Origin of the sequence: uncultured Virgibacillus sp. (genome assembly GCF_947495635.1) — a bacterium.
In the GTDB taxonomy this organism is placed as follows: Bacteria; Bacillota; Bacilli; order Bacillales; family Amphibacillaceae; genus Virgibacillus; species Virgibacillus salarius.
The window spans coordinates 1-26815 of the sequence record NZ_CANMAB010000025.1 but is presented as its reverse complement, the minus strand read 5'-3'; the positions used below and the strand labels follow the sequence as shown (position 1 = coordinate 26815).

Sequence of the window (26815 nt, the reverse complement as noted above, 5' to 3'; positions counted from 1 at the left end):
TTCTTGAACAAGTTCTTTAAACAAGCCCCTATACTATCGTATGCACGGCTTGTATAAACATGTCTCCTCTTTCTTCAAACGTCGCATATTGGTCCCAACTTGCACAAGCTGGAGAAAGCAGAATGGTGTCACCTTCTTCTGAAAAATCAAAAGCAGTTTGTACCGCTGTTTCCACATTATCTGTTAATTTTATCTGGGGAACGCCTGCATGTTCGCCAACTGCCTTCAATTTTTCTGCAGTTTCTCCAAATAACACCATCGCTTTAACATGTTCTAAGTAAGGGATTAGTTCACTAAATTCATTCCCTCGATCTAACCCACCAGCCAACAAGATTACCGGTTTTTCAAAAGCTGATAACGCCTTTTGTGTTGCCAGAATATTCGTTGCCTTTGAATCATTATAAAACATCCTACCAAGATGTTTTCCGACAAATTGTAAACGGTGCTTTACCCCTGTAAAAGCAGATAGGGCAGTTTGAATCCCGTGATTCGTAGCACCGCTAAGCTTAGCAGCAGCTATTGAGGCAAGTATGTTCTCATAATTATGCTCTCCCATTAAGGCGATATTTGATCGATCCATAATCTTTTCATCTCTAAAATAAATCGATGTTTCATCCATCCAAGCACCATCTTCTAAACGCTCCTTAACAGAAAAAGGAACTTTATGAGCTTTGCTGTTTTCTACTGCATCAATCAAGCTACGATCGTTGGCATTATAGACGAGAAAATCTTCTTCCGTTTGATTCTTAAAGATATTAAATTTTGCCTGTTTATAATTATCAAGTGTTTTATGATAATCTAAATGCGCCTCGAAAATATTTAATAAAACTGCAATCCTAGGCTTGAATTTATCTATCCCCATTAACTGAAAAGAAGATAGTTCTAAAACTAAATTCTCGTTATTATCTATTGTTTGTGCTACTTCAGTTGCAACTATTCCAATATTTCCAGCTATCTTAACAGGTTGGTCACTCTGTGTAAGCATTTGAGCAGTCATCGTGGTTGTCGTTGTTTTACCATTTGAACCTGTGATACCAATGATTGTTGCATCTGTTAACTGCGCAGCTATTTCTATTTCAGTAATAATTGGAATTTCTTTTTTTATAGCCTCGGCAACAATTGGATTCTCATAGGAAATTCCTGGGTTTTTTACGATTATGTCGATATCATTTAACACAGAAAGAGGATGGGAACCAACAATTATCTCTGCACCCATCTCCCTTAATCGAATTACCTCTTCATCTGAAGCAGTTGCTTTTTTATCGTTTATACGTACCTTTTTCCCATCTTTCATTAATACCTCAGCAGCAGCTGTACCACTCTTAGCTAAACCTAATACAAGTACATGTGAATAGGGAAAATCATTTAGCTTTCTCAATTTATGCCCACCTCAATGTATATACCTAAAGCTGCAAAAATTAAGCCTACTAACCAGAAGGTTGTTACGACACGCCATTCAGACCAACCTAATAATTCATAATGATGATGTAGTGGGCTCATTTTAAACACCCTTTTTCCAGTTGTTTTAAAAGATATAACCTGAATAATGACAGATAACGTTTCAATAACAAAAACTCCACCGATAATAACTAAAATAATCTCTAATTTAGTTAAAATGGCAATAGCAGCGATGGCTCCACCTAACGCTAATGAGCCTGTGTCACCCATAAATACCTTAGCAGGATGTGCATTAAATACAAGGAAACCAAGCAGTGCACCAACTACAGCTAATGAAAAAATAGTGACTTCATTTTGTGGAATTCCATACCAAGCTAGAATTCCGAATGCACCAAATGCAATAGCAGCGGTACCTGCAAGTAATCCATCCAAGCCATCTGTAAGATTTACGGCGTTAGAAGCACCAACAAGCATAAAAATAATTAAAAGTGCATAACCCCAGCCCAATTCCCATTGAATAGATGTACCTGGAATTGAAATGTAGGTCGGAAAGCCTTGATCTCTCAATATAAAATATACAACAAGTGCAATAATCAGCTGACCAAACATCTTTTGTTTTGAAGTCAAACCAAGGTTCCTCTTCATTGCGACTTTAATAAAATCATCTAAGAATCCTAATAATCCGTACCCTACTAACACAAAAATGAGTAACCAAAGTTCATAGCCAATGCCATCTGAATTTGTTTTCAAGGCCATAATTATTGATGTGATTATAACACTTAGAACAATCATTAATCCACCCATTGTAGGCGTACCTGTCTTCTTTTTATGTGATTTTGGCCCTTCTTCTCTTATGCTTTGTCCAAACTTTAATCGTCTTAAAAATGGAATAATAATAGGAGACATAAGGACGGTGATTAAAAATGCTATAGCAATCGTTATGACTAATACGAATATATTCATTGTTTCTCCTCCTTGTTAGAAACCGTCCATCTATTGTAAATAACTAACTTCTTTTATCATTAATTCAAATTTCAATCCTCTAGATGCTTTAAACAAAATTACAGTGTCTTTATTCAAATAAGGTTGAAGTGCCTCAATGAGCGCTTGTTTATCCCTAAAATGCGTTGAGGGAATTAGAGAATGTTTTTCTTTCATTGCTTTAGTAATGTATTTAGCATCCTCGCCAAATGTGAAAACTTCTGTCACAGGTTCTGATATAACTTCAGCTACAGACCGATGTAACATTTCTGAATGATTTCCTAATTCTAGTATATCACCTAGTACTAGTACTTTATCCTTAAAATCATGTAATTGTTTTACAACTTTTATTGCAGCCTTCATCGATGTCGCAGAAGCATTATAGGCATCATTAATAATGGCTACACCATTATTACCTGTTAGCCATTCAAATCGCATTCCTGTCTTTTCCATTTGCAAAAATGATTGCTGTATTAATGCGCCGCTAATATTTAACAATTCTCCAAGTGCTATTGCAAATGTTGCATTTTTAGCATGATGCTCTCCTAAAAAAGGTATGCTATATTCCTCATCTTTACCTAGCTGAAAAAGTGTCTGTGCATGTTTTAACTCGACCGATATGATTCGTTTATCGTTCGTATGATTAAATCCACATGTACGAACATTAGCTTTTTTATGCATATGATAAAGCAATTCCTCATCACCATCGATAATTAAATAACCATCTGACTTTAGTCCGGAAGTGATCTCAAGTTTAGCTTTGGCAATACCTTCGCGTGAACCTAAATATTCAATATGTGATTCGCCAATATTGGTAATTATGGCATAATCTGGCCTTGCAATTTCGGATAATTGTTCAATTTCTCCAAAGTTGCTCATTCCCATTTCTAAAACCAATGCTTCCGTATCAATCGGCATAGATAAAATAGTTAATGGTAATCCGATATGGTTATTATAATTTCCATCTGTATAATGTGTTCGATATACAGCTTTCAGCATAGCTGCCACGATATCTTTCGTAGAAGTCTTACCATTTGAACCTGTAATACCTACTACGATTGGATCAATCTTTTTCCGATAATGAAAAGCCATTTCCTGTAAGGCAGTAATCGTATTGTCAACAAAGAAAATCGGAAGGTCATCGGGAACCTGCTGTGGTAGAGCCTTCGCCTGATCCCAAAATACAGCAATTGCTCCATTATGAATTGCCTGTTCCACATAAGCATGACCATCAAAGTTCTCCCCAATAATCGGAATAAACAAGGAATTTGGCTTTTGCTGCCTACTGTCTGTATGAACATGTTCTATTGATTTTCCGTGGATATCCCCCGTAAAGTCTGGAAAAAATCCCGAAAGCCAATTTAAACTAAACATAATCTCTACTCCTTAGCTAAAATAGCTTGGCGAGCTATTTCTCGATCATCAAAATCATATTTAACATTGCCGATTTGTTGATATGTTTCATGCCCTTTACCTGCTATTAGAATAACATCACCAGCTTTAGCATGTTCTACAGCATACTGTATTGCCAATCTTCGATCTACGATAACTTGATAATCTTCGTTAGCATGCAAACCATTTGTCATATCATCCAAAATTTCTTGGGGATCCTCCGTTCTCGGATTATCAGATGTGAAAATAGCATGATCTGCATATTTTAATGCAATTTCCGCCATAAGTGGCCGCTTCGTACGATCACGATCACCACCACAGCCTACTACTACAAACACACGATTTTCTGCAAATTCTTTCACCGTCTGTAAAACATTATCTAATGAATCCGGTGTATGTGCATAGTCAACAATAACTGCAAAGGATTGCCCTTCATTCACAGGTTCAAATCGACCATTTACACCCTCCATTTTTTCTAAAGCCGTTTTAATGTGGGCAATCGGAATATCACTCACAATTGCTGCAGCACTGGCCGCCAACATATTATATACATTAAACATACCAATAAGCTTGCTTTGGATTGTTAACTCTCCAACAGGTGTCGTTAATTGGAAAGTTGTACCTGCTGCACCAAGTTTAATATTACTTGCCATTACTTGAGCAGAATTTTCGATTCCGTACGTAATCACATGTTGAGCTGTACTTTCTTTTAATAGTGTACTTGACGCATCATCTTCATTAATTACGGCATATTTATCTTCACCGCTATAACTATTGCCTAGCTGCGCAAACAAGAGGCTCTTGGCTCTTAGATAGTCATCAATATCTTTATGATAATCTAAGTGATCCTGAGATAGATTTGTAAAAACCGCTATATCATAATCACAACCATAAACCCTTCCCTGCACAAGCGCATGCGAAGAAACTTCCATAATTGCTTGGTCTACATCTTGATCTAGCATCTTTTTGAACGACTTCTGAAGTAGTAACGCATCTGGAGTCGTATTGGCAACCGGATATGTTTCATTTCCTATTTTCATATGAATTGTTCCAATAACACCTGTCTTTTTCTTATATTCATTAAATATCGTTTCAAGCAGATACGTCACCGTAGTCTTACCATTTGTTCCAGTGATACCGATTAAAGGTAGCTTAACAGTAGGGTTATTATAATATTTCACACCAAGCATCGATAATGCTCTGCTTGTATTAGCGACTTTAATTATTGGTACGCTTGAATGTACTTCTTGATCGACAATAACGGCACTGGCTCCATTTTGAACCGCCTGCTCTACGTAGTCATGTCCATCAACTGTAAAGCCTTTGATGCAGACAAAAAGATTACCGGATTCTACTTTTCGCGAATCCATTTCAATACCAGATACCTCTATATGAGCTATATCATCATTTGTTTCATAAAAAGGTATACATCCTAACAAATCAATTAATTTCATGTTTAACATCCCAATCTAAAATAATGTCCCACATATGTATTCTCGTAGATTACAATTTTTAAGAGGGTGACAGCACCCTCTTTTATTCTTTTTCCACCTAAATCATTATAGCAAATTTATCCCTGTTTAACGATTATTTTCCGATAAATAAATGCGGATTTTTGATCCTTGCTCTACTTTTGTTCCAGGACTAGGTGCTTGATCAATAATATAATCACCCTTTCCACTAGTTTCGATGGATAGGTTTGTCATGTATTCCGTTAATTCTTCTTTATTTAGTCCCACTAAGTCAGGAACTTCTACTTTCGGTTCTTCTGGCCACTGATATTCTTTGTCCAGTCCACCCTTACGAGGTTCGACTTCCATTGCCCTTAGGCTATCACCAATAATTGTACCAACAATTGGTGCTGCTACCACACCACCAAACTGGACCGTATCTTTCGGATTATCAACAGCTACATACACAACGATTTCAGGATCATCTGCTGGAGCAAAACCAATAAAGGATACCACATAGTTATTTTCCATATATCTACCATCTGGTCCAACTTTTTGTGCTGTACCTGTTTTCCCGCCAACTCGATAGCCATCAACATATGCAGGTCGTCCTGTTCCTTGTGCAACAACACTTTCTAAAGCGTGACGTATCTCCTTGGAAGTCGATTCGGAAATAACTTTCTTTTTCATGGTAGGTTCCACTTTTTCGGTTGTCTTTTTTGTTTTAGGATCAATCCACTCTTCTGCAATATATGGTTCGTATAAATAGCCACCATTAACTGCAGCTGCTACCGCCATTACTTGCTGAATTGGAGTAACAGATACACCTTGTCCAAAAGCTGTAGTAGCCAATTCAACTGGTCCTACATTTTCTGGTTTAAACAGAATTCCATTCCCTTCTCCCTGCAAGTCAATTCCTGTCTTTTTACCGAATCCAAAACTATTGATATATGAAAATAGCTTCTCCTTTCCTAACATTTGACCAAGGCTTACAAAGCCAGGGTTACAAGAATTCTGGACAACTTCCAAATAACTTTGATGCCCATGACCACCGCTCTTCCAACAATGTAATTCGGTTCCTCCAACAGAGATGTCACCATCATCGTGAAAGTGATCATTTTCTAAATCTACGACTTTTTCCTCAAGAGCAGCAGCTAATGTAATAATTTTGAATGTGGAACCTGGTTCATACGTACTCCAGATCGGCAGGTTTCGATCAAACACATCGGAGTCTACTTCTTGATAATTCTCGGGATGAAAGTTTGGACGTGACGTCATACCAAGAATTCCCCCAGTTTTAGGATTTACGGCAATCGCAACTGCACCATCTGGATGATATTTGGACTCAGCTAGATCAAGTTCACGCTCCATAATAGTTTGTACTTTTGTGTTAATAGTTGTTTTGAGGTCTAGTCCATCCTTGGGAGGGCTGTATTCATCTGCTAATCTATCTAGACGTCTACCTTTCGCATCTGAGTAAAAGGAGAGACTGCCTTTATCTCCACTTAATTTATCATCATAAAATAACTCAAGACCCATTAATCCTTGATTATCAATGCCTGCAAATCCGAGCACGTGGGAAAGGTCATCTCCGTATGGATAATGTCGCTTAGAATCTTTAGATAAATAGACACCATCCATATTCAATGTTCGAATAGCGGTTTCTTGTTTTTCATCTATTTTCCTGCCATCTGGATGTATGTTCACACTCGATGCATTTCGTGTAACATATTCATAAGCCTTATCATATGAAATGTCTAGAATATTGGACAAATTCTTTGCCGTTTCCTCAGGCTTATCAACTTGCCTCGGTACAACTACAACGGATGGAGCTGTTACATTTTCAGCAAGTACTTCACCATTACTGTCCAATATATTTCCTCTTTCAGGTTCAAATTCAATATCCCTTGTCCATAATTCATTGGCTTGTCCCATTAATTTATCGCCTATTACAAATTGCACATACCCTAAACGAATATCAATAACTGTAAATATTAATAAACCAATAAGAAAAACAGCGACTATCCGTTTTTTTGTCGTCACAGCAGATACACGTTTCATACTACATCTCCTTTTTATAGACATGCTTGTATCCACTATATGAACAATAAAATTGGATTAGAACACTGTTTCTCATCGCCACAAAATTATATTACTTGTGTTATTCCCCTGTATCTTCTTGATCTGATGAAGTGTTTTCCTGCTTTTCTTGATTCGGAGGTACTAATTCAATACCTAAATAGTCTTTAGGCTTTACAGGTGTACCTTCCTTTATATTCTGAGTAACAACATAGCCATTACCAAAGGTCTCTGTTTTCAATTCCAATAGATTTGCTAACTGTAATGCATCACGTAGCGACCAGCCCACGATGTTAGGCATCTTTGGTTTTTCAGTTATTAATAAAACATGATCATTTGGTAACACTTTTTCACCTTCTCTGACATTACTAGCTACAATTTCCCCTTGACCAGCTACCGTAACTTTCAACCCATGCTTTTTAAGCTCTTTCTCCATTTTACTAGCATCTTTTCCTACTAAGGTAGGGATGCTTACTTGTTTAACCTTGTTGGTCTTCTCTTTATCAGGATTAATATTCAAATAGTGAAGCCCATTCTCCATTACATTTTTAAAAATAAAAGATACTGGTGTCGAACCTGATTCCGTTGGCTCTAACTTGGGCTGCTTAACAGATACATACATCATTAACTCCGGATCATCGATGGGTGCCATGCCTAAGAAGGAAAAAACATGATTTTCTTTACCAGATAAATATCCTCCTTCAGGATTAGGAATCTGCGCTGTCCCTGTTTTACCTCCAACTGTATAATCATCCAGTTTATACTTTTTACCCGTCCCATCTTCTCCATTTACAACAGATTTCAAAAGCTCTAAAACTTGTTCAGCTGTCGCTTTAGAAATTGGTTTGCCAACTACATTTGGTGACTTCTCTTCGATTATTTCTCCAGAATTAGCGTCAACAATTTTTTTGATCACATAAGGCTGTAGCATTTTTCCATCATTTGCAATAGCTGTTGCAGCTTTCATTTGTTGAATTGGTGTTAGCGTACTACCTTGACCGAAAGAAGTACTTAACTTCTCACGCGGCCAATTATATAAAATTTCACCAGCTACCTCATTGGGTAAATCAATTTCCGTTTTTTTATCAAATTGAAAGGCCTTTAAGTATTCTAGATATTTGTCGGTACCAATTTTTTCCCATACAAGCTTAGAAGCTGCTACATTGGATGATCGTTGGAATCCCTTATCAAATGAGATTTTCCCCCAACCGTTACCTCCATTATGGTCACGCACAGGCTTTATTTGCTCATTGGGTTGGTAGCTACCTGACATATAAGGTTCACTACCATTATATACATTCTCTTCTATCGCTGCTGCCCAAGTAAACATTTTAACCGTTGAACCCGGTTCAAACGGTGTAGAAACAACGTCATTAAACCAATTTTCTACTTTTGGATCATTCGGATTATAGCTTGGTCGATTACTCATCGCCACAATTTCACCCGTTTTAGGATTCATTACAACAGCAGAAATGCGCTCAGGCTCATACTTTTCATCTGCCTGTGTAAGTGTATCCTCCAGTAAGGTTTGAATTTTCTGTTCGATCGTTAAATAAACATCATCTCCATCCTCAGGTTCAGTAACAACTTCTTCTGGATGCAAGAGCTTTTTATTATATTGATCACGCTGATAAGATATGCGCCCATCTTTACCGCTTAATAAATCATTCATTTCATGTTCAATGCCAGCTACACCTTTGATTTCTTGTTTCGTACCAGTTTTGTCTTTCTTATCAACTTCTGTTTCTCTTGCAAACCCAATAATTTGTGAAGCAAACATTCCATTTGGATAATAGCGAATTGCTTCTTCCTTGAAATTAATTCCAGGCAAATCTAAAGCTGCAATTTCATCCTTTTTCTGCTGAGATAATTCTTTACCGTTATTTCCAAACTCAACCTGAAATTTATTTTTTTCGATGCCAGCATTTAACTGTTCAAGCACTTCACTTTCTTTCATATCTAATAAAGGAGCCAGCAATTCCGCAGTTTTCTCCGGATCTTTTACATGCTTTGGCTCCTCTAAATCTTCGGAATAGGATTCATCTACAATGGCGTATAATCTATATGTAGGTCGATCATAAGCCAGCGTCATTCCATTACTATCGTATATTTTTCCTCTTTCTGCGGGTAATGTATAAGATGATGTTCGTTGTTTATCTGCCCATTCCTCCAATGATACTCCGTTTATTTCCTTTGTGGCTTGAATGTAGAGAAACCGTCCTGACAATGTAAGAAATGCACCTACGAAAAGGATTATAAAAATGCCTGCCATGAAGTGAGTCGCTTTATTTTTCCTCATAACCATGTTCCCCTTGATTCTAATTATTCATTTTCTGAGCTTGTTTCACTTTGGTATCTTGAATTTTTAGACCATTCTTTTCAGCTATATTTATAATTCTTTCCGGCCTACTCAACTCTTTCAACTCATAGCTAAGTTGATCATTAACAGCTTGTTGTAACTTGACTTTGCTTTCTAATTGTTGTAATTCTCGATTAACCGTATCCGTTGATGAAGAAAAAGAAACCATATACAATCCTGCTACAATTATACATACCCCAATTATGGAATAAATTAATTTTTCTCCTTTTGTAATCCAACCCTGCTTCTGCACTTTAACAGGTATGGATTGCTCCTTCTTCGGTGTCTGCTGCGGTCTAATTTGTTCCCATGATCTAGCATGATTTACACTCATTATTTTCTCCACCCTTCTTCATACCTAAAATGTGGTTTCCAATCAGATATTTTTTCAATAATACGCAGCTTAGCAGATCGTGATCTTCGGTTAACCTCCAACTCATGCTCATTAGCAATAATCGGTTTTCGGTTAACTAGCCGAAAAGGTGCTTCATTAGCTTCCGGTAAAATAGGCAAGTTTCTTGGTGTAGCCTTTGGTGTACTCCATTTTTTAAAAGCTTGTTTACAAAGTCTATCCTCTAATGAATGGAAGGTAATTACTGCAATTCTTCCACTAATGCCTACAACTCTTGCAGCTTGATGTAAGGCATCGTTAAACACACCTAACTCATCATTTACCGCAATTCGTAAGGCTTGAAATATCCTTTTAGCAGGATGTCCCCCTTTACGTCTAGCGGGTGCAGGAATACCTTCTTTAATAATTCCCACTAATTCATGTGTCGTGTCTATCGTTTTAGTTTTCCGATAGGCTTCTATTTTTCTGGCAATTTGTTTGGCGAATTTTTCTTCACCATATTTAAAGAAAATTTTCACCAAATCATTATACGACCAGTTATTTACGATCTCATAAGCGTTCAGATCTTTTGTTTGATCCATTCTCATATCAAGTATTGCATCATGCTGATAGCTAAAGCCTCTTTCTCCCCTGTCCAATTGAGGAGAAGATACACCTAAATCGAATAAAATCCCATCTACTTGGTCAATTTGATGCTCTTCTAGAGCTTCTTCTAGCCTGCTAAAATTAGAATGAACAAATAATATTCGATCTTTATATTCCGCTAATCGTTCTTTTGCAGCCTGTAATGCATCTAAATCTTGATCAAAAGCTATTAGTAATCCGTTTTCGCTTAATCTTGAGGCAATTTGCTCAGAATGCCCTCCACCCCCTACTGTACAATCAACATACGTACCAGTTGGCTTGATCTCCATTCCTTCAATTGTCTCTGTTCTTAAAACACTATAATGTTCAAACATTGAAACACCCATTTCTATCGTTTGCCGCCTTCATGATGTCAAATGTCCTCTCTAGTTGATTAGATATCGAAGTCCATTAGGTTCTCTGCAATTTCTGCAAAGGATTCTTCTGAGTCTGTCACGTACTCTTCCCAATTCTCATTCGCCCAGATTTCAATGCGATTTGAAACACCAATCACGACACATTCCTTTTCCAATGCAGCGTAACTGCGTAAATTCTGCGGAATATTTATTCTTCCCTGTTTATCAACTTCGCATTCAATTGCACCAGAAAAGAAAAATCGCGTGAATGCTCTGGCGTCCTTCTTAGTAAGTGGGAGTTTTTTTAACTTTTCCTCCAATAGTTTCCATTCGTCCATTGGATAAGCAAATAAACATTTATCTAGTCCACGGGTCACAACAAAGCTTTCCCCAAGCCCCTCACGAAACTTAGATGGAACAATCATTCTTCCTTTAGTATCAATGTTATGTTGGAATTCACCCATGAACATATAGTCCACCCCACCTTTGTATATCCAATATTACCACATTCCCCCACTATTCACCACTCATATTTAAAAAAACATAAAAAAAAGCTGTTTATACAGCTAAAAGCTAACGGTAATAACAACGGAAAAAGCTGTCATATCAATATATGACAGCTTTTTTATACGATGGTGGTAATTAGTGGGAGAATAATTGCCTTTTTATACATAAATAATATAATGATCAGTTGTAAATTGATAGGAATGATTCATTAATTCACTTATAAAGCCTAAACCATACTTATTAATCCAAGGTAATACATTCCAAACACGCTCTTGTAAACCATTTTCTGGATGTAATACTATATTCATCAAATCAAATGCTTTTAATTCTTCCTCATGTTTTGATCGTAGTGCATTTATTAACTTACTCTCCAAAAAGGATACATCTGCTTTTAAAAATTGCAGATTCTTATTAGCTAAATCACCTAAATCGCTTCGCATATCAATCGCAACTTCCCTCAAAGGCAAATGCGCCCTTTCAACATCTTTTTTTACTTGTTCAGCAATTTCTTCAATAGCTGGCTGATTCTTCTGAGCGAACCAATGTTCTTTAAGGTGAACAGTGCCATGATTTATTGCGTCTTCAGCTGAAATTTGAAACTTGTGCATTGTTTTCTCTATATGACGTTCTACAATCGTTAAAGATAGCCTTGGTAAGACAGGTGGCATCTTTAACTGAACCGAATGAAAGGCAGATTTTAAAGAAGCCCAATAACCTATTTCTCCTGGTCCTCCGATAAATGCCAAGCTAGGAAATAAAAACTCTTGCATTAATGGACGAGTAACTACGTTGTTACTTAATAGATTTGGATTTTGATTAGCAATGTATACTAGCTCGTCAGTAGTAAGCACTACCTCATTTTGTTTCCCTTGCCAGTCACCATTTTCCATACGGCGTAATAAAATTCGCTCTCCATTTCTGTGAAAAAACAAGTGACCATCCGATTCTTCCACATCAAGAGATAGAGAATAATTTAATTCATTCAATTCCTTAATCGTTGCATGTACACCCTTACTGATCTCGGGCTGTTGTTTAATCATTTGCACAAAGTACTCTTTTTCCAGTTCACGTACGCGATCATCACCCGAGTCAATGAGTACGACACCTTCATTTGGAAAAAGGGCAAAAATTATTTGTGCAAAAAAATCAACATAGCTAGCAGAATCATTCAAGCAATGCTTCATTTGCTCATATAATTCTTTTGTATAGTTTGTTTCTTTTAGATCTTTAAATAACTGCTGTAACCAAATTGCACTTTGCTCTTTATTAATCTGCAAATCAGATAATGAAATTTTGTCCCAAACCTTATGTTGCACCTTATATTTTTGTAAATGCTGTTGTTGAGGAAGGTAAATATGATTTACTTCATCAAAATCATGGTCTTCTCCGGCGATCCAAAAAATAGGAATAACTGGAACACCGAGAATTTTTTCTTGTTCCCTAGCAAACTGTATAATTGAAATAATCTTATTTATCGTATACATTGGACCCGTCATTAATCCTGCTTGTTGTCCCCCAATTACAACCACACTGTCATCCGCTACTAACCGTTCTATATTTTCCAATGTAGATGGAGGAGCGTTCCAGCCTTGGTTCAATTCATGCAATACCTCACATAAACTTTCTCGTTGAAAAGAACGTTCCATTAGTTCATCATATCTTTTATCAAAACTGCCAAATGGAGCATAATCAAAAAAAGATTGAATTTGCTCGTCGTTATTTCTATAATCCTGTATTAATTTATTCCGTTTCTTCAAAACGATCGGGTCAATCCGCATAGATCCCATGCTCCTTTATATGTAATGTCCTTTTTGTATTGTACATAAAAAGAGCGTAAATTTCATGCGATCTGTTTTGCAAGGTACAGTTAGAAAAAAATTCGCTGAATAACTCCTAGTAAAACAAGTAAGGCATATAAAAAACCGAAAATCAAAAATGAAATCCGTAACATAATTTTAAAAGCCCTCGCAAAATTAACCTCCGTTTGCATACGCCACTGTAAAACAATAATGGTAGTGATGAGTACAAGCAAAAATGTAATTATAATGCCAATAACATTGAAATTAAAAATAATTGACCCTATTACACATACAGATAGGATGTAAAATATTGTTGTCCAATGAACTGCAACATGTAAAGCCTTTAAGGGGTGTATACCTGAAGAACGAGCAATGTAATACAATATCCCAGTAGCAAATAGTGGAACTGTTACTAACAATGCAATGAAATAGCTAAGTACATTAATCATTTATTACCATTTCCCCCGAACTGTTCATCGTTAAAAACGCTAAATAATTCTTTTATTTTCATATTGTTCCTTTTATATTATAATAAATATATAGAAAATCCAAAATAATTGTAACAAAGTAAATGACAGCAACGATATAGAGGGGGAACTTTTATGGAATCCGTGAAAGTGGAAAAACTCATGATCAATTACAAAACACTTGAAAAATTTAAACATTTCAAGGAATATGGCAATCAAGAATTATCAATGCTGGAAGACCTAGAAAATAATATGATCGAAAATCAAAATGACTCGCCATTCTACGGGATTTATGTTGGGGATAGTTTAATCGCCAGAATGAGCCTTTATAAAGTAAAGAAAAAATACGACTTTTATTTCGAACCACCTCAAGACTATCTAACACTCTGGAAGTTAGAAATTTTACCTGAATATCAGGGAAAAGGGTATGGTAAAGTACTTGTTAATTTCGCTAAAAGTTATCAATTACCTATTAAAACGAATCCTCGTATTAACTCCCACGGCTTTTGGGAAAAAATGGGATTCCAAAAAGCGCATTATGAAATGGAAAGAGACTTAGGCGAAAATCCTTTAATATGGATGCCTGAAGGGGTAAAAGAGCAAGAAAGTTCAAATTAAATTGAAGCTAAAGACATGAATGTAAAATTGCATTCATGTCTTTTTATCTCGCATATAACTGGCATTAATACCCCCACTTCAAGCAATAAAGTAAAACCAATATGGTAAGTGCGGGATAAACAAAAACCCCCACTGATTGAAGTTTCACTTTATCTGAATTTGGCTTTTGTTTACATTATATAAAACATAAAAAAGGCTTTAAATTATCTACTTATGCGCTAGACAAATCAAGCGCAATGAGTTATCTGTTTTTATTACTTATCCTGTGAATCCGTTTTTACCCAACTCCATAATTTACCCATTTCTTCCCAAGCATTTTCATATCGCTTAAGTTTCTCTTTTAGATGCGCATTTTCCTTCTCTAAATGCTCCGCATATTCTTTATCATTCTTGATATCTTCTGTTTTTTGTGTTGAAAAATTGGATCTCATCTTTTCTAATAGCAGAATCGCAGTTTCTATCGTATCTCTTTCTTGAATTTTAGGCTCAGTAAAGCTCCATATATCCTTTCTATTGCCAAGCTTTCGTTCCTCTTTCGCTGTTTGAATTGCATCCTGATATTGTTTACGAATTGTCGCATTCCAACGAAATCCACATGCAGCTGAAGTTCTTGATAATTTTTTAGCTACCTCTTTAAAAGCTTCTAATTGTGTTTTTCCATCTCGTATATAGCGCAGGACCGTTTCTGCTAACAACACATCCTCATCTTTAGTCCATGCATCTTGTCGAGTTGCATTCATAACATCCCTCCTTATACATTTGCTATCAATGTATGCAAAAAATAGGAGTGATAGAATAAAGTATTATGTATTTTTAACAGTTTTTTTAATTATTGTACAAATAAAAATAAAAATAGAGGGTGCGCTTATCTAGTGAAATCCTTTCCTATATAACAGGTTCCAGCTAACTTGGAGTGAAAATAGACAACCATAGATTCCATAACTACCTGTTGATTATATAAAAAACAGATCACAATTTGTGATCTGTTTGTAAGCTATGATTATACTTTATTAGTTACTTACTACTTCTTTCCCGTCATAATGTCCGCATGATTTACAAACATAATGTGGTTTTGTTAATTCACCACAATTTGAACATTCTACCATGCCAGGTACGTGTAATTTTTTATGAGTACGACGTTGATTTTTAACTTTTTTAGAAGTTCTTCTTTTAGGTACTGCCATGACTTACACCTCCTTCATAGAAGATAAGAAAACCGAGTAGAATGATGTTAGTCTTTCTTCTCGTCATCTTTCAACAATGATTCCAATTTCTTAAAACGCTTATCTATCGTCTTTTCTTTTTTTTCTTCTGAAATAAACTCCCAACCTTTCCCTTCTGTAGGGGACTTCATTTGGTCATTTGTTTCATCTGAAAATACTCGATACGGAACCTCTAATAGAATATTTTCCTTTATAAGCGGGGTTAAGTCAAGTACTTCCCCATCAATCGGATGTATTTCTTCTTCCGCTTCATCTTCAGTAACGTATGGTGCAGTAGTAAATACTTCATCTGCATGAATATCAAACGGATACGGGACATCTACTAGTGTTCGCGCACAAGGAAGTATCATCTCTCCACTAATCTCCAATGAAAAAATGATTTGGTCTCCTTGAAAAAAACACTGTCCATGAACACGAACTGGTTCAATTTGACGAATATCGTTATTCATTGTCTCCAGTTCAGAAACATTTACTTTTTCATCAAAAGTGAATGGTTCATTATAAGCACTTTTCTTTAATTGAGCTAATGCAAATTTCAATATAATCACCTCAAGGCAACAAGAGTAATTTTAAAAGAAAAAAAGACTTTTGTCAACATATTTTCTTTACAGAATACAAAACTAATTGATTAGCTATATCCTTTATATAGAGTGTTCCCGATCACTCCTATCACTAGTCATCATAACAGTAGACCAAATGCGAAATAATCTATTTTTTGATACAATAAAGTGACACTTTATTCAAAAGTGTACTACTTCTGAATGTTAGTTGAACCAATCGGGCTTCTACGGGCAATTTCCTCTACGTGTTATTACTTTTTCATCTAGATTTACTGCCCAGGTTACCGGTAATAAAGTGAAACTTTATTTGAACTAGGAGATGATGAAAATGGAAGCATGTGGGCTAGTAGTTGAATATAATCCATTTCATAACGGGCATGTATATCATATACAGGAAGCTCGAAAAATAAGTCAGGCAGAATGTATGATAGCCGTGATGAGTGGGTCCTTCCTACAAAGAGGAGAACCAGCAATTATGGATAAATTTTATCGTGCAAGAGCGGCCCTAAGCAAGGGAATTGATTTAGTAGTTGAGTTACCATATCCATTCGCTGTGCAAAGCAGTGATTTATTTGCTAAGGGAGCAGTTTTAACCTTAAGCGAATTAGGTGTATCTAGCTTATGCTTTGGTAGTGAATCAGGCAATATTGACAATTTTATAAACAGTTATCACAGATTAAAAACAAATCAACAAGACTATCAAAACGTTCTTAGAGACCAGTTAAATTCCGGAATATCTTTTCCAGAAGCTAGTAAAGCAGCATACCGTCATATTAGCTTATCTACTGATGAAATGGATTTAACCAAACCAAATAATATTCTAGGGTTTAGTTATGTAAAAACCATTATGGATCATAATCTCCCGATTAGACCATTAACTGTCCAACGCTCCCAAAGTGGTTACCATGATGAAACAATTTCAGGATCAATTGCCAGTGCAACCAGTATACGAAAAACTCTAACAGAAAGAAACACGATCACACATGAAATTAGCAACTCTATTCCTGATACAACAAAAATGGAATTAGAAAATTATAATCAACGCGCTGGAACTTGGCATGTTTGGGAAAATTATTTTCCATTTCTACACTATCGTGTAACAACTATGTCGCTACAGGAACTTTCTATGATTCAAGGTGTAGATGAAGGGCTTGAACATCGATTAAAAAAAGCTGCTAGGAGTGTTCATTCATTTGGAGAATGGATGCAGACGCTAAAAACAAAGCGTTACACATGGACACGATTACAACGTATGTTCGTACATATATTGACGAATACCAAAAAGAAAGAAATCGACATCTTATGTAATCCATCCAAGATGGCTTACGTTCGTGTACTTGGATTTAATAAAACGGGGCAAGCTTATATTCATCAACAGAAGAAGAAAATAGATGTTCCTCTTATTCAGAAGTTGGGTCGTACCATGCATCCGATGTTAGAAATGGAAGAAAGAGCAAGTGATGCCTATTATAGTATTCTTGCTCCAGATGTAAAATTAGCTCTACGTAATCAAGAAATCCAACCACCGATTAAAATATTATAATAGCATTAAAAAACAAGACCTATCCTATAAAAAATCTAGGTCTTGTTTTTTATTTACTTCAACTGCTGTAAATAATCAAGCGCATCTTCAAATGTATCAACAGGGACTATTTTCATATCTGTTTCTATTTCCGCTGCCTTTTTACGTGCGATTTCATAATTTGTCTCACCATTACCTGCCTCGTTTGGAGCAAAAAAGATATCCGCACCTTCTTTATCAGCAGCAACCACTTTTTTATCGATTCCCCCGATTCGATGTACGTTACCGTCATAGTCTATTTCGCCCGTACCTGCGATTTCATAACCCTTCGTCAAATCCTCTTCCGTTAATTGATCATAAATTTCCAAAGAGAACATGAGTCCTGCACTAGGACCACCTATCTTCCCGCTAGAAAAATGTACTTGAGGGTTTACTGAAACCGCACGATCAGTTACTAATCGAATACCTATTCCAGGCTTATTACCTAAATCAGCTAATGATTCGAGTGTAATCTTTACAGACATCTCTTTTTCGTCACGAACGAAATCTACAGTAATTGTTTCGTTAGCCTTTTTTTCTTCTACGTAATGAATTAAATCATTCGCTTCTTTAATCTCCTCTCCATCAATTCCAATAATTCGATCTCCCATTTGTAATTTCCCATCAGCAGGCATATTTTCAACAATTGAAACAACGTATACGCCATTGTAATCGATTGATATATCTTGATGTGCAGCTTTATATGCAACTACAGTCGATGCTTCTTGTGAATTTTCCATCATTTGCAATTGAGCATGCATATACTCATCATCTGTTATACCATCGGGGAAAACTTCTTCAATAGGAACTATTTGATGATGAGGTAGCACCTTTGCCAATATGTATTGTACTGGTGTAGCTTGTCCGCCACTAACTGTAACAAGATGCATATCTCCCTTACTTTCATAACCTTCTTCTACTTCAACAATTGGATTGAGCGCATCTGCACCACCAGGCTTATAAATATAAAATGGAAGCTGATATGCCGCTAAAAAATAAACAGCAACTATCATTAGAAGTAAGCTAGCCAAGTATTTTTTTGTCATTTCTTTACCCTCCACTATGTTCCACTAACACCATCTGTTTTAAAAGTGTATGGCATAAATTCGCTAGGTATGTGCGTATATTTATATAGACTTGTACATCGCATTAGGAGAACGCGCTTTCTCCTAATGATATTCCAATTCTACTACTATCATACGAATAAGTACAGAGCAAGGCTAACAATTAGGAGGCGCAACATTGTCACAAATAGTTAAAACAATCCTTCTTTCTGGGACAACGGCATTTATCGCATTTTCACTAATACAATTTTCAGATCAAACATTTGAAGCCAGTATCCGTGGCTTAAGTATTTGGTGGGAAGTGGTATTCCCATCACTATTACCTTTTTTTATAACTGCTGAACTACTAATCAGTTTTGGTGTCGTGAAATTTATTGGCGTACTATTTGAACCAATCATGCGCCCTTTATTTAATATTCCAGGTGTTGGAAGCTTTGGATGGATTATGGGGATGGCAAGTGGTTATCCTACTGGCGCCAAAATCGCAAGTAGACTAAGAGAAGAAAAACAATTAACACAAATTGAAGCTGAAAGATTAGTTTCATTTACTAATGCCTCCAGCCCATTATTTATTTTTGCAGCAGTATCTGTTGGTTTTTTCCACGATACAAAACTAGGAATATTACTAGCTGCTTGTCATTATATTAGTAATGCATTTGTTGGTATTTGTATGCGATTCTATGGAAAAAACAAAGAAAAACAAGATATGATGAGAAGGGAAGTTCGTGGGAGAGTATCAATCGTTAAAGCATTTAAAGATATGCATGAAACAAGATTAATGGACAATCGACCATTAGGAGAAATTCTCGGAGATGCTGTCCTTCATTCTGTTAAAACACTAGTAATGGTTGGTGGATTTATCATTTTATTTTCTGTGCTTACAAAGTTATTCTTTTTAACTGGTATATCCACATTCATATCTGTATTTTTCCAACATATTTTACAATTATTTTCTATGTCTCCCGAATTTGGTTTACCTCTATTATCTGGACTTTTCGAGATAACAATTGGTGCGCAGAGCATTTCAGGAATAACAAGTGATACGCTTCTAACAAAAGCTATCTTAGTAAGTTTTATTTTAGGTTTTAATGGTTTGTCGGTTCAAGCACAAGTTGCGAGCATACTTGCAAAAACAGATATTCGTTTTGCGCCTTATTTTTTTGCTAGAATTCTTCATGGAATGATTGCTGCCATCCTTACTATCGTCCTTTATAAACCGTTATATTTGAATAAACAAGCATTTGATTCCGATCATATCGCTGTATCGCAAGCCGTTCATGAAAATATTTGGAATATGGTATTGGAGAAAATAATAACATATGGTCCAATCATTACCATCATTTCCCTAGGAATTTCTATTATTATAATTGCTATTCGACTAAATGCTGCAAAATAAAGCGATGGTTAGCTGTATAAATAAAAGCGCAAGCGCTCGATTAGAAACGCAGCGACTGGAGCGAGTCAACGGAGATAGAGGATTCACGCCGATGATGACTTAGATTAGGGCGATTCATGGGCGCTGGGAGCTGAACGCAGCTTAACACGCCCATAATTATCCAGATGGGCAAATTTTATAATTTCCTAGACTATAAAAAGAGGCTGGGACAAAACACAACTTCTTTTACTCAAAATACGAATAATCATGTTATCAATAGAAGTATCATCGCCACACCGTGAAACTATACGCGCTTTCCGCGGGAACGGTCTCAGCTAACTTGGTAAAGAAAAACAAGTTACTAAGTGGATCTTCGGACTCGTGCTGTTCCCGCCGGAGTCTCGCTTATTTCAGGTGCTAAATGAATAATTCTAATTAAAAAACGAACGATAATTAATTTCAACTAATTATTGTTCGTTTTTTATTGCTTCTTCATTCTTTTGTCCATTAATTATACTTTTGCTCTAATGCTGCTTCTACAACATTAGGAACTAGATCACTAACATTCGCTTTATACTTCGCAACTTCTTTCACGATACTTGAGCTTAAAAATGAATATTGGTTATTTGTCATCATAAAAAAAGTCTCGATATCTTCATTTAATTTCCGGTTCATCGAAGTAATTTGCATCTCATACTCAAAATCACTTACAGCTCGAAGACCACGAATAATTGCCTGCGCATTTTTTGACCTTGCATAATCCATTAATAGACCATTTGATGAATCAATAGATACATTTGGTAAATCTGCTGTACATTGTTCCAATAAGTTGATACGTTCTTCTACATTAAATAAAGGGGCCTTTGATTGATTATTGAATACGGCTACAATAACCTGATCAAAGATCTTTGCTCCTCGTTGTATGATATCTAAGTGTCCATACGTCACAGGATCGAAACTGCCCGGACATATCGCCAATCTAGTCAAGATAAGCGCTCCCTTCCTCATTCATTTTATAAATGGTGATTCCTATCGTACCACCATAATGGGTTTGTTTTACTACGTTTAAATATGGGTGATCCGATGGCAGTTTTTCAGACATGTCATGCTCACAATATATCCAAGCACCTTGTTTTATAAGCCGAAGTTGAATCATTTCGTTGATTAACTCTTCATAGTTTACCTTTCCATAAGGAGGATCGAGTAAAACGAGTTGAAAATCCAGTTCACGTTTAGCTGCGGCGTGAATTGCACGAAATGCATCTGCGCGGAAAATTTCCACTCTATTTTCCAACTTCAGTTGTTTACTATTTTCATTAATGGTATGTACTGCCTTTGGGTGTTTGTCTACGAATACAACCTTCTCCACACCGCGGCTTAATGCTTCAAATCCAAGCGAGCCGCTACCTGCAAAGAGATCTAATGCATTCCCACCCTGAAAAAATGGACCAATCACTTGAAAAACTGCTTCCTTTACTTTATCAGTTGTTGGCCTAGTTGTCTTCCCTGGTACAGCTTTTAGCTGCCTTCCCTTATACTCACCAGCTATTATACGCATTATTCCACCTCGATTTTACCCTATTCGACATTTATCCTACCACAAAAGTATGAAAACGAAAACAAGAATTCATTGAAAAAATTTTTTAGCTAGGTGTATATTATCCTTATGATCGACCATACTAACATAATGAGACAGCTAAAGGTTAGCTTGGTTGTTTCAAAACACGGAGAAGACTTACTCTTCCCCATAAGTTCTTCTTCCGGTTTCTCCTCTCCCTTTGCCTTTTTGTTTTCTAACAAGAAAACAAAGGGACCTGTAGAATCATTTCTGCAGGTTTTTTCTTTTGTATAAGAGAATTGTTTCAAACGAAAAGCTGCGAACAATCAATTCGCAGCTTTTCCGTCATATCCCCATTTTATAATCATATTGTTTAGCCTTATCTGGTTTCGCATTTTCAAAATCAATTCGAACAAAAGGCTTGTAGGAGCGCTCAACCTTAGAAACAAAAGAAAGCCTTAATAATTTTTCTTCTACTTTTTCTATTTCCTCTTGATCGACATATAATACAGCATATTTCATTTTCTTTGAACTGTATAAAAAATGACCATGGCGCTTAATTTGCTTTAGATTCTTCATATGTTGAAACCAGACCACAATTCCTTGACGTTTTGTTCGCATAAGTTACCTCGCTAAAAATAATATACTTTTTCCATCATTTAAGATGCACATCCACATCCGCCACCGCTACCACAACCACATCCACTATCGGATAATGCAGCACCATCTTGTGGGGCTTTGACTTGCTCACTTACACTATGAGCAACATAATTACTAATTTCATCCAGCAATTTTTGTAGATTACGTTCAGCTATCTTAAAGGAAGCAACTTTATCATTCATGTCCATCTCCCTTTTTACTCTTCGAACTTCTTTCATAATCGCATTATAATCTGGATGATATCTACCGAAACGTTGAACATCTTCATAATGACTTTTTATATCTATAAATGCTTGTATAAGCCGTTGTGCATGTTGGTCCTCATCAAGTTCCTGCTGAGATCGATTATAGGCTTCCATAACGTCTGAGTCTAAAATCATTCTACCAAGCTGCTCAGACCGATCTAGAATATCTACATATTCCATTGTCGCAATCATCCTATCCACCTCCATCCTTATCTTATCACTTTTCCTGCTTTCTGAAAATAATTAATCCTTCATCGCTCCAGCAAACTGCATTAACATTCCCACCATTTGAATGTGATTATTTACTTTCTCTACCTGCTGAGGAAATGTTTTTCCATAGAAGCGTTTGGACTCCTTTCTCATGTCTTCGATAAGATTAGGATCTCGTGATAAATATCGATACCAGATAGGATTAAGTCTAACAAATCGTAATAATTCAGGATTTTGTCGTAAGTAGTTATAGGAATTCGGATCCATATTTTCACTCCTTAGTCGCGAAACCATCCCATTCTTTCATTTGGTTGTTGTGAAGAAGTGCTTTTATTTTGTTGAAATTGTCCAATAAGTTCTTGTATCGTCGTAATGGAGTCACTAAACTGTTCAATTTGCTTTTGAATTTTTTCTAGATCCATTGATTCTGTCATTTTCATTAACTGACTGAATAGCTCTGAATTTTTTTCCTTTTTTGCTTTTTCTTTTTGGGTTTTTGTTTGCGATTTATCACCCTTATATTTTTCCCAAAAAGGGTCATCTTCACCTAGTAATACCCATTTTTCATATGTTTCCTGCCATGGTCTACCACTTTTTCTTATATGCTCAATCAGCTTGGGATGTTCGTTGATAAATTGCTTAAATTCAAGGACTGAAGGGTGTAGTTTCTGGTCACTCATCCTCATCACCTCTTTTAATACATAGTCATATGCACTATTTATTCTATGCATAGGCATGATAGATGTGATTCAAAATCAGCAAGCGAAGCATTATAAATCTTCGCTTGCTTACAATTAGAACGCTTTTGCTAAGAAATTTTGTGTATAATATAAGCGGTAAACGCCTACCCCTAGGTGGGTATAATCATCACTCAGCAATGCCTTTCGATGCCCTTCACTATTCAACCATCCTTCCATAGCAGCTGCAGCATCTGGATATTGCGCGGCAATGTTCTCACCTGCTGATACGAATGAAACCTTCCCTTCATCTAACCGATCTTTTAAACCTCTTCCATCTAAACTAGAATGGGAAAAATAATTATTATCTGACATATCTTTACTATGCAGAAATGCTACTTCACCTACAGATTTTTCCCATTTTAACGTTGTTTTCCCTTGCTTATGTCGCATCACATTTGTTATATCAAAAATCTGTTGTTCCATACCTTCCTCTACCTTTGCCCATTGTTCGTTTGTTAAATCGGGCTGCTCAGGCAAATTCCCTCGGTACTGAAGCTCATAAGGCTGATGCTTTAATAACGTTTCCGCTTCTAACACTCGTACAGAGGATAATGTATTCGTAAATGTATCGAAATAGAGTTGCATAAAGACAGAATCGGATAATTTTACGAGTGGCCGCATTTTTTTATCTTCATCTTTAAGCATAAACGTATATGAAGTTAATCCATTTCGATAAGTTACTTCATCTGAAAAATTAAACTGTTTGCTTATGTTTTCATAAGACTCGCCCAGTGTAACAGGCTTTATGTTAATATTATTTCCAGTTGCATAGATTGTTTGAATTTTATCATCTGCCACCCCAAATTGCACATAGGTTTCTTTTTGATCCGTATAAACCCACCAAGTGTATCCGTAAGCACTTGGATCTTTTCTAGTAGGTTTTCCCATGCTTTGAATTAATGCATCGGTTGATTTACCAAACCATTGAAAAAGTTCACCTGCTAATGGAATTTCTTCCTTTTTCTCAGGTACAACTTTTGTTTTAAGTAATTGTTGCTTTTCTTTTACCGAATCACTAATTGATTCTATTGTTGCTTCCGGAGACATATCATTTTGCTCCAAGAAATAGAATCCTACTACCGCTAATAGAGATAAAAGTATGATGCTTTTAATAAATCGCATTATATAGTCTCCTTTTACGTTTTATGGTATATATATGATTCTAATATATAAATCATGCTATCTTCTCTATTATTTTAATGGTAATCATATAAAAAAATGCCAAGTTCGGCAAATAATTTCACTTTCAAAATACGCAAATAGAACCCGTTACAACAATTTCAGTCCTGCGAATATCCAATAGTTATATTAGCAGTCATCCTGTAGGAATTTATCCTATTTTTCAATATGTCTTTTCAATTGCAAGTTCTTGCAATTCATACTAATATAGTATAGTGAGGACTATTAGGTGAGGTGGATAAAATGAGATTAGAAAATACAGGATTGGAAGACTTGGTTATTGATTTAAAGCCACTGGATCATTTAACTGCTAAACATGCTTTTATTCGTGCAGGTCAATGGGATTATGAACGTGTCACTTATGATTACCGAATGGATTCCAAAGAAAAGAATATTACATACTACATTCGAATTCAAGGCTATGCTGTTGAAGGTGATGTCGATCGTGGAAACGCCGTCATCAAACTAATGACACCTTTATTAGGAAAGCACTATTACCCGCATGGGGTTGAATATGGAGAGGAAGAAGGCTTTCCAGAAAATTTAGTTGAACGTGCAAATAACTTAGTTAGTAAAGTGAAATCTGAAATTGAACAATTCAATCAATAAATAACTAGCAGCCGACTACTCCTAAGTATGAGAGTAGCCGGTTTTTTTACACATTCCATGTATATATGTAACATAACATTTAGATATAAAAAGTATATAAGCCGTTGTGCATGGAAGTTTTTAGAAATATTATTCTGTTCAAATTCAAAAATAAATGCTATATTTTTTATATATTTGTAACTGTTTTTTCTAGGAAAGGAGCCATCGTAATAAGTTGTTTCGAAATATAACAAAACGCCATTGGACACTCATTTTTTTAGGTATATTCATCATTTTAGTTGCGATTTTTATTTTGCCCATATCAATACCTTTGATTGTAGCATTTGTTTCTGCCCTTTTCCTAAATCCAGTAATTCGACTAATTCAAAGAAGATTAAAAGTCAACAGAAAAATCTCAGTGACTATCGTTTTCTTACTGTTTTTAATCGTACTTGGAGTAGCAGGGACCTTTACTGTTACAAGGGCTGTCACACAAGTAGTTAATTTTGTTGAAGATGTGCCTTCTCATTTCAATGAATTGAACCGAATCTATAGGGAATGGGAAACAGAAGTTCAGCAATATACAGATGATTTACCATCTGAATTTGTTAATCAGGTATCATCTAGCATCGAAGCCAATTTGAATGCACTAAGTGAAACTGCTAAAGAGAAATTCACGCTTGATCGAATTGCACAAGTATTTGCAACGGTTCCTCAATACTTAATTAGTTTCATTGTCTATTTAATTGCTTTATTTTTATTTATGGTTGAACTACCATTGCTAAAGGCCAAAATGTATCACGTAATGACGAAAGAAACAGCAGAAAAAGTATCGTTTATGAACGCAAGGCTGACGAGTGTATTTTTGGGTTTCTTCAAAGCTCAGTTTCTTGTGAGCCTTATTATTCTAGCTGTAACATTGATTGGATTATTTTTCATAGCACCTGAAGTAGCGATTATTATGTCATTAATCATTTGGGTGATTGACTTAATTCCAATCATTGGTTCAATTGCCATCCTTGGACCTTGGTCGATATTTATGTTCCTAGCTGGCGATACGGGGATGGGGATTCAACTCGCCGTGCTTGCTGTTATCCTACTTGCTATCCGTCGAACAGTTGAGCCAAAAGTGATGGGACAGCATATAGGATTGTCACCATTAGCCACCTTAATATCCATGTTCATTGGACTAAAACTCCTAGGTCTATTCGGATTTATACTCGGTCCACTACTAGTAATCGCGTTTAATTCAGCAAAAGAGGCAGGTATTATTAACTGGAATATAAAAATATAAAAAGGGGCTGGGACAAAACCCAGTAACTGAAAAAAGTGGTACGCCAATTTAGGGCGTATCACTTTTTTTACTTTTTTCAATATTTATATACGCAAAAAGGATACCTTCTGATAAAGTTAAAGTAACTACACAAAAACTTAGAAAAGAGGTATCCTTTATGTTTAAACATTATACC

General features: G+C 36.0%; 27 protein-coding genes. 5 read left to right on the top strand and 22 right to left on the bottom strand.

The window, feature by feature from the left end; translation table 11 throughout:
• Nucleotides 1–28 precede the first annotated feature (28 nt).
• From murD to Q1A47_RS07755, 11 genes are all read right to left on the bottom strand, one after another.
• Nucleotides 29–1378, bottom strand: coding sequence for a UDP-N-acetylmuramoyl-L-alanine--D-glutamate ligase (gene murD / locus Q1A47_RS07805; protein WP_121605052.1), 1350 nt, complete (start codon nucleotides 1376–1378; stop codon nucleotides 29–31).
• The gene (gene mraY / locus Q1A47_RS07800) at nucleotides 1375–2361 is read right to left on the bottom strand and encodes a phospho-N-acetylmuramoyl-pentapeptide-transferase (protein WP_026680804.1); all 987 of its coding nucleotides are present in this window, start codon (nucleotides 2359–2361) and stop codon (nucleotides 1375–1377) included. Before mraY ends, murD begins: the two co-directional genes overlap by 4 nt.
• A 30-nt stretch (nucleotides 2362–2391) precedes the next feature.
• Complete coding sequence (murF, locus tag Q1A47_RS07795; RefSeq protein WP_246484574.1) at nucleotides 2392–3753, bottom strand: UDP-N-acetylmuramoyl-tripeptide--D-alanyl-D-alanine ligase; 1362 nt, start codon at nucleotides 3751–3753, stop codon at nucleotides 2392–2394.
• A gap of 5 nt (nucleotides 3754–3758) precedes the next feature.
• A complete protein-coding gene (locus tag Q1A47_RS07790; protein ID WP_166530034.1) occupies nucleotides 3759–5225 on the bottom strand; it encodes a UDP-N-acetylmuramoyl-L-alanyl-D-glutamate--2,6-diaminopimelate ligase in 1467 nt (488 codons plus the stop codon).
• A gap of 126 nt (nucleotides 5226–5351) precedes the next feature.
• Entirely contained in the window at nucleotides 5352–7283 is a 1932-nt protein-coding gene (locus Q1A47_RS07785) for a stage V sporulation protein D (protein WP_121605049.1), read from the bottom strand.
• Between the two features lie 100 nt (nucleotides 7284–7383).
• Entirely contained in the window at nucleotides 7384–9600 is a 2217-nt protein-coding gene (locus Q1A47_RS07780) for a penicillin-binding protein (RefSeq protein ID WP_121605048.1), read from the bottom strand.
• A 19-nt stretch (nucleotides 9601–9619) separates the two neighbouring features.
• The gene (gene ftsL, locus Q1A47_RS07775) at nucleotides 9620–9994 is read right to left on the bottom strand and encodes a cell division protein FtsL (RefSeq protein WP_026680799.1); all 375 of its coding nucleotides are present in this window, start codon (nucleotides 9992–9994) and stop codon (nucleotides 9620–9622) included.
• The gene (gene rsmH / locus Q1A47_RS07770) at nucleotides 9994–10971 is read right to left on the bottom strand and encodes a 16S rRNA (cytosine(1402)-N(4))-methyltransferase RsmH (protein ID WP_026680798.1); all 978 of its coding nucleotides are present in this window, start codon (nucleotides 10969–10971) and stop codon (nucleotides 9994–9996) included. Before rsmH ends, ftsL begins: the two co-directional genes overlap by 1 nt.
• A gap of 59 nt (nucleotides 10972–11030) precedes the next feature.
• Nucleotides 11031–11462, bottom strand: a complete 432-nt coding sequence (mraZ, locus tag Q1A47_RS07765) for a division/cell wall cluster transcriptional repressor MraZ (RefSeq protein WP_026680797.1) — start codon at nucleotides 11460–11462, stop codon at nucleotides 11031–11033.
• A 195-nt stretch (nucleotides 11463–11657) separates the two neighbouring features.
• On the bottom strand, nucleotides 11658–13277 hold the full coding sequence (gene bshC, locus Q1A47_RS07760) for a bacillithiol biosynthesis cysteine-adding enzyme BshC (protein WP_026680796.1): 1620 nt from the start codon (nucleotides 13275–13277) through the stop codon (nucleotides 11658–11660).
• Nucleotides 13278–13366: 89 nt separating this feature from the next.
• Complete coding sequence (locus tag Q1A47_RS07755) at nucleotides 13367–13747, bottom strand: DUF3397 domain-containing protein (protein WP_026680795.1); 381 nt, start codon at nucleotides 13745–13747, stop codon at nucleotides 13367–13369.
• A gap of 153 nt (nucleotides 13748–13900) precedes the next feature.
• Here Q1A47_RS07755 and Q1A47_RS07750 point away from each other — a divergent pair, with 153 nt between their 5' ends.
• Nucleotides 13901–14383 (top strand): N-acetyltransferase, encoded by a 483-nt coding sequence (locus tag Q1A47_RS07750; protein WP_166530035.1) that lies wholly within the window; start codon nucleotides 13901–13903, stop codon nucleotides 14381–14383.
• A 254-nt stretch (nucleotides 14384–14637) separates the two neighbouring features.
• Here the strand turns inward: Q1A47_RS07750 and Q1A47_RS07745 are convergent, their stop codons facing one another.
• The 3 genes from Q1A47_RS07745 to Q1A47_RS07735 form a co-directional block, all read right to left on the bottom strand.
• On the bottom strand, nucleotides 14638–15123 hold the full coding sequence (locus Q1A47_RS07745) for an RsfA family transcriptional regulator (protein ID WP_166530036.1): 486 nt from the start codon (nucleotides 15121–15123) through the stop codon (nucleotides 14638–14640).
• 270 nt (nucleotides 15124–15393) lie between these two features.
• A complete protein-coding gene (rpmF, locus tag Q1A47_RS07740; protein ID WP_026680792.1) occupies nucleotides 15394–15567 on the bottom strand; it encodes a 50S ribosomal protein L32 in 174 nt (57 codons plus the stop codon).
• Between the two features lie 47 nt (nucleotides 15568–15614).
• The gene (locus Q1A47_RS07735) at nucleotides 15615–16145 is read right to left on the bottom strand and encodes a DUF177 domain-containing protein (RefSeq protein ID WP_026680791.1); all 531 of its coding nucleotides are present in this window, start codon (nucleotides 16143–16145) and stop codon (nucleotides 15615–15617) included.
• Nucleotides 16146–16485: 340 nt separating this feature from the next.
• Between Q1A47_RS07735 and Q1A47_RS07730 the strand changes: the two genes are divergently transcribed.
• Nucleotides 16486–17709: a nucleotidyltransferase gene (locus Q1A47_RS07730; RefSeq protein WP_366141120.1), complete on the top strand. Its 1224-nt coding sequence runs from the start codon at nucleotides 16486–16488 to the stop codon at nucleotides 17707–17709.
• Nucleotides 17710–17762: 53 nt separating this feature from the next.
• Here Q1A47_RS07730 and Q1A47_RS07725 read toward each other — a convergent pair whose 3' ends face one another.
• Complete coding sequence (locus Q1A47_RS07725) at nucleotides 17763–18773, bottom strand: SepM family pheromone-processing serine protease (protein WP_026680789.1); 1011 nt, start codon at nucleotides 18771–18773, stop codon at nucleotides 17763–17765.
• 196 nt (nucleotides 18774–18969) lie between these two features.
• On the opposite strand from Q1A47_RS07725, the gene ylbJ reads away from it, so the two are divergent.
• Complete coding sequence (ylbJ, locus tag Q1A47_RS07720) at nucleotides 18970–20187, top strand: sporulation integral membrane protein YlbJ (RefSeq protein ID WP_166530038.1); 1218 nt, start codon at nucleotides 18970–18972, stop codon at nucleotides 20185–20187.
• 486 nt (nucleotides 20188–20673) lie between these two features.
• On the opposite strand, the gene coaD is transcribed toward ylbJ, so the two are convergent.
• The 7 genes from coaD to Q1A47_RS07685 all read right to left on the bottom strand — a co-directional run bounded on the left by coaD (nucleotide 20674) and on the right by Q1A47_RS07685 (nucleotide 24701).
• Nucleotides 20674–21153, bottom strand: coding sequence for a pantetheine-phosphate adenylyltransferase (gene coaD, locus Q1A47_RS07715; RefSeq protein ID WP_121605044.1), 480 nt, complete (start codon nucleotides 21151–21153; stop codon nucleotides 20674–20676).
• A complete protein-coding gene (rsmD, locus tag Q1A47_RS07710) occupies nucleotides 21146–21724 on the bottom strand; it encodes a 16S rRNA (guanine(966)-N(2))-methyltransferase RsmD (protein WP_026680786.1) in 579 nt (192 codons plus the stop codon). Before rsmD ends, coaD begins: the two co-directional genes overlap by 8 nt.
• 345 nt (nucleotides 21725–22069) lie before the next feature.
• Nucleotides 22070–22345 (bottom strand): YlbG family protein, encoded by a 276-nt coding sequence (locus Q1A47_RS07705; protein WP_026680785.1) that lies wholly within the window; start codon nucleotides 22343–22345, stop codon nucleotides 22070–22072.
• A 38-nt stretch (nucleotides 22346–22383) separates the two neighbouring features.
• Nucleotides 22384–22821: a YlbF family regulator gene (locus tag Q1A47_RS07700; RefSeq protein ID WP_026680784.1), complete on the bottom strand. Its 438-nt coding sequence runs from the start codon at nucleotides 22819–22821 to the stop codon at nucleotides 22384–22386.
• A gap of 51 nt (nucleotides 22822–22872) precedes the next feature.
• A complete protein-coding gene (locus tag Q1A47_RS07695) occupies nucleotides 22873–23106 on the bottom strand; it encodes a YlbE-like family protein (RefSeq protein ID WP_026680783.1) in 234 nt (77 codons plus the stop codon).
• 11 nt (nucleotides 23107–23117) lie between these two features.
• Nucleotides 23118–23519, bottom strand: coding sequence for a YlbD family protein (ylbD, locus tag Q1A47_RS07690; protein ID WP_026680782.1), 402 nt, complete (start codon nucleotides 23517–23519; stop codon nucleotides 23118–23120).
• Between the two features lie 114 nt (nucleotides 23520–23633).
• Nucleotides 23634–24701, bottom strand: coding sequence for a CAP domain-containing protein (locus tag Q1A47_RS07685; RefSeq protein ID WP_121605043.1), 1068 nt, complete (start codon nucleotides 24699–24701; stop codon nucleotides 23634–23636).
• Nucleotides 24702–25001: 300 nt separating this feature from the next.
• Here Q1A47_RS07685 and Q1A47_RS07680 point away from each other — a divergent pair, with 300 nt between their 5' ends.
• Nucleotides 25002–25367, top strand: coding sequence for a YugN family protein (locus Q1A47_RS07680; protein WP_026680780.1), 366 nt, complete (start codon nucleotides 25002–25004; stop codon nucleotides 25365–25367).
• Nucleotides 25368–25581: 214 nt separating this feature from the next.
• Nucleotides 25582–26640 (top strand): sporulation integral membrane protein YtvI, encoded by a 1059-nt coding sequence (ytvI, locus tag Q1A47_RS07675; protein ID WP_026680779.1) that lies wholly within the window; start codon nucleotides 25582–25584, stop codon nucleotides 26638–26640.
• Nucleotides 26641–26815 lie beyond the last annotated feature (175 nt).

Excerpts from the sequence above, each read along its gene's own strand:
- mraY (WP_026680804.1), bottom strand. The coding sequence starts at position 2,361 with ATGAATATATTCGTATTAGTCATAACGATTGCTATAGCATTTTTAATC.
- murF (WP_246484574.1), bottom strand. The coding sequence starts at position 3,753 with ATGTTTAGTTTAAATTGGCTTTCGGGATTTTTTCCAGACTTTACGGGG.
- Q1A47_RS07790 (WP_166530034.1), bottom strand. The coding sequence starts at position 5,225 with ATGAAATTAATTGATTTGTTAGGATGTATACCTTTTTATGAAACAAAT.
- Q1A47_RS07785 (WP_121605049.1), bottom strand. The coding sequence starts at position 7,283 with ATGAAACGTGTATCTGCTGTGACGACAAAAAAACGGATAGTCGCTGTT.
- Q1A47_RS07780 (WP_121605048.1), bottom strand. The coding sequence starts at position 9,600 with ATGAGGAAAAATAAAGCGACTCACTTCATGGCAGGCATTTTTATAATC.
- ftsL (WP_026680799.1), bottom strand. The coding sequence starts at position 9,994 with ATGAGTGTAAATCATGCTAGATCATGGGAACAAATTAGACCGCAGCAG.
- rsmH (WP_026680798.1), bottom strand. The coding sequence starts at position 10,971 with ATGTTTGAACATTATAGTGTTTTAAGAACAGAGACAATTGAAGGAATG.
- mraZ (WP_026680797.1), bottom strand. The coding sequence starts at position 11,462 with ATGTTCATGGGTGAATTCCAACATAACATTGATACTAAAGGAAGAATG.
- bshC (WP_026680796.1), bottom strand. The coding sequence starts at position 13,277 with ATGCGGATTGACCCGATCGTTTTGAAGAAACGGAATAAATTAATACAG.
- Q1A47_RS07755 (WP_026680795.1), bottom strand. The coding sequence starts at position 13,747 with ATGATTAATGTACTTAGCTATTTCATTGCATTGTTAGTAACAGTTCCA.
- Q1A47_RS07750 (WP_166530035.1), top strand. The coding sequence starts at position 13,901 with ATGGAATCCGTGAAAGTGGAAAAACTCATGATCAATTACAAAACACTT.
- Q1A47_RS07745 (WP_166530036.1), bottom strand. The coding sequence starts at position 15,123 with ATGAATGCAACTCGACAAGATGCATGGACTAAAGATGAGGATGTGTTG.
- rpmF (WP_026680792.1), bottom strand. The coding sequence starts at position 15,567 with ATGGCAGTACCTAAAAGAAGAACTTCTAAAAAAGTTAAAAATCAACGT.
- Q1A47_RS07730 (WP_366141120.1), top strand. The coding sequence starts at position 16,486 with ATGATGAAAATGGAAGCATGTGGGCTAGTAGTTGAATATAATCCATTT.
- Q1A47_RS07725 (WP_026680789.1), bottom strand. The coding sequence starts at position 18,773 with ATGACAAAAAAATACTTGGCTAGCTTACTTCTAATGATAGTTGCTGTT.
- rsmD (WP_026680786.1), bottom strand. The coding sequence starts at position 21,724 with ATGCGTATAATAGCTGGTGAGTATAAGGGAAGGCAGCTAAAAGCTGTA.
- Q1A47_RS07705 (WP_026680785.1), bottom strand. The coding sequence starts at position 22,345 with ATGCGAACAAAACGTCAAGGAATTGTGGTCTGGTTTCAACATATGAAG.
- Q1A47_RS07700 (WP_026680784.1), bottom strand. The coding sequence starts at position 22,821 with ATGATTGCGACAATGGAATATGTAGATATTCTAGATCGGTCTGAGCAG.
- Q1A47_RS07695 (WP_026680783.1), bottom strand. The coding sequence starts at position 23,106 with ATGGATCCGAATTCCTATAACTACTTACGACAAAATCCTGAATTATTA.
- ylbD (WP_026680782.1), bottom strand. The coding sequence starts at position 23,519 with ATGAGTGACCAGAAACTACACCCTTCAGTCCTTGAATTTAAGCAATTT.
- Q1A47_RS07685 (WP_121605043.1), bottom strand. The coding sequence starts at position 24,701 with ATGCGATTTATTAAAAGCATCATACTTTTATCTCTATTAGCGGTAGTA.
- Q1A47_RS07680 (WP_026680780.1), top strand. The coding sequence starts at position 25,002 with ATGAGATTAGAAAATACAGGATTGGAAGACTTGGTTATTGATTTAAAG.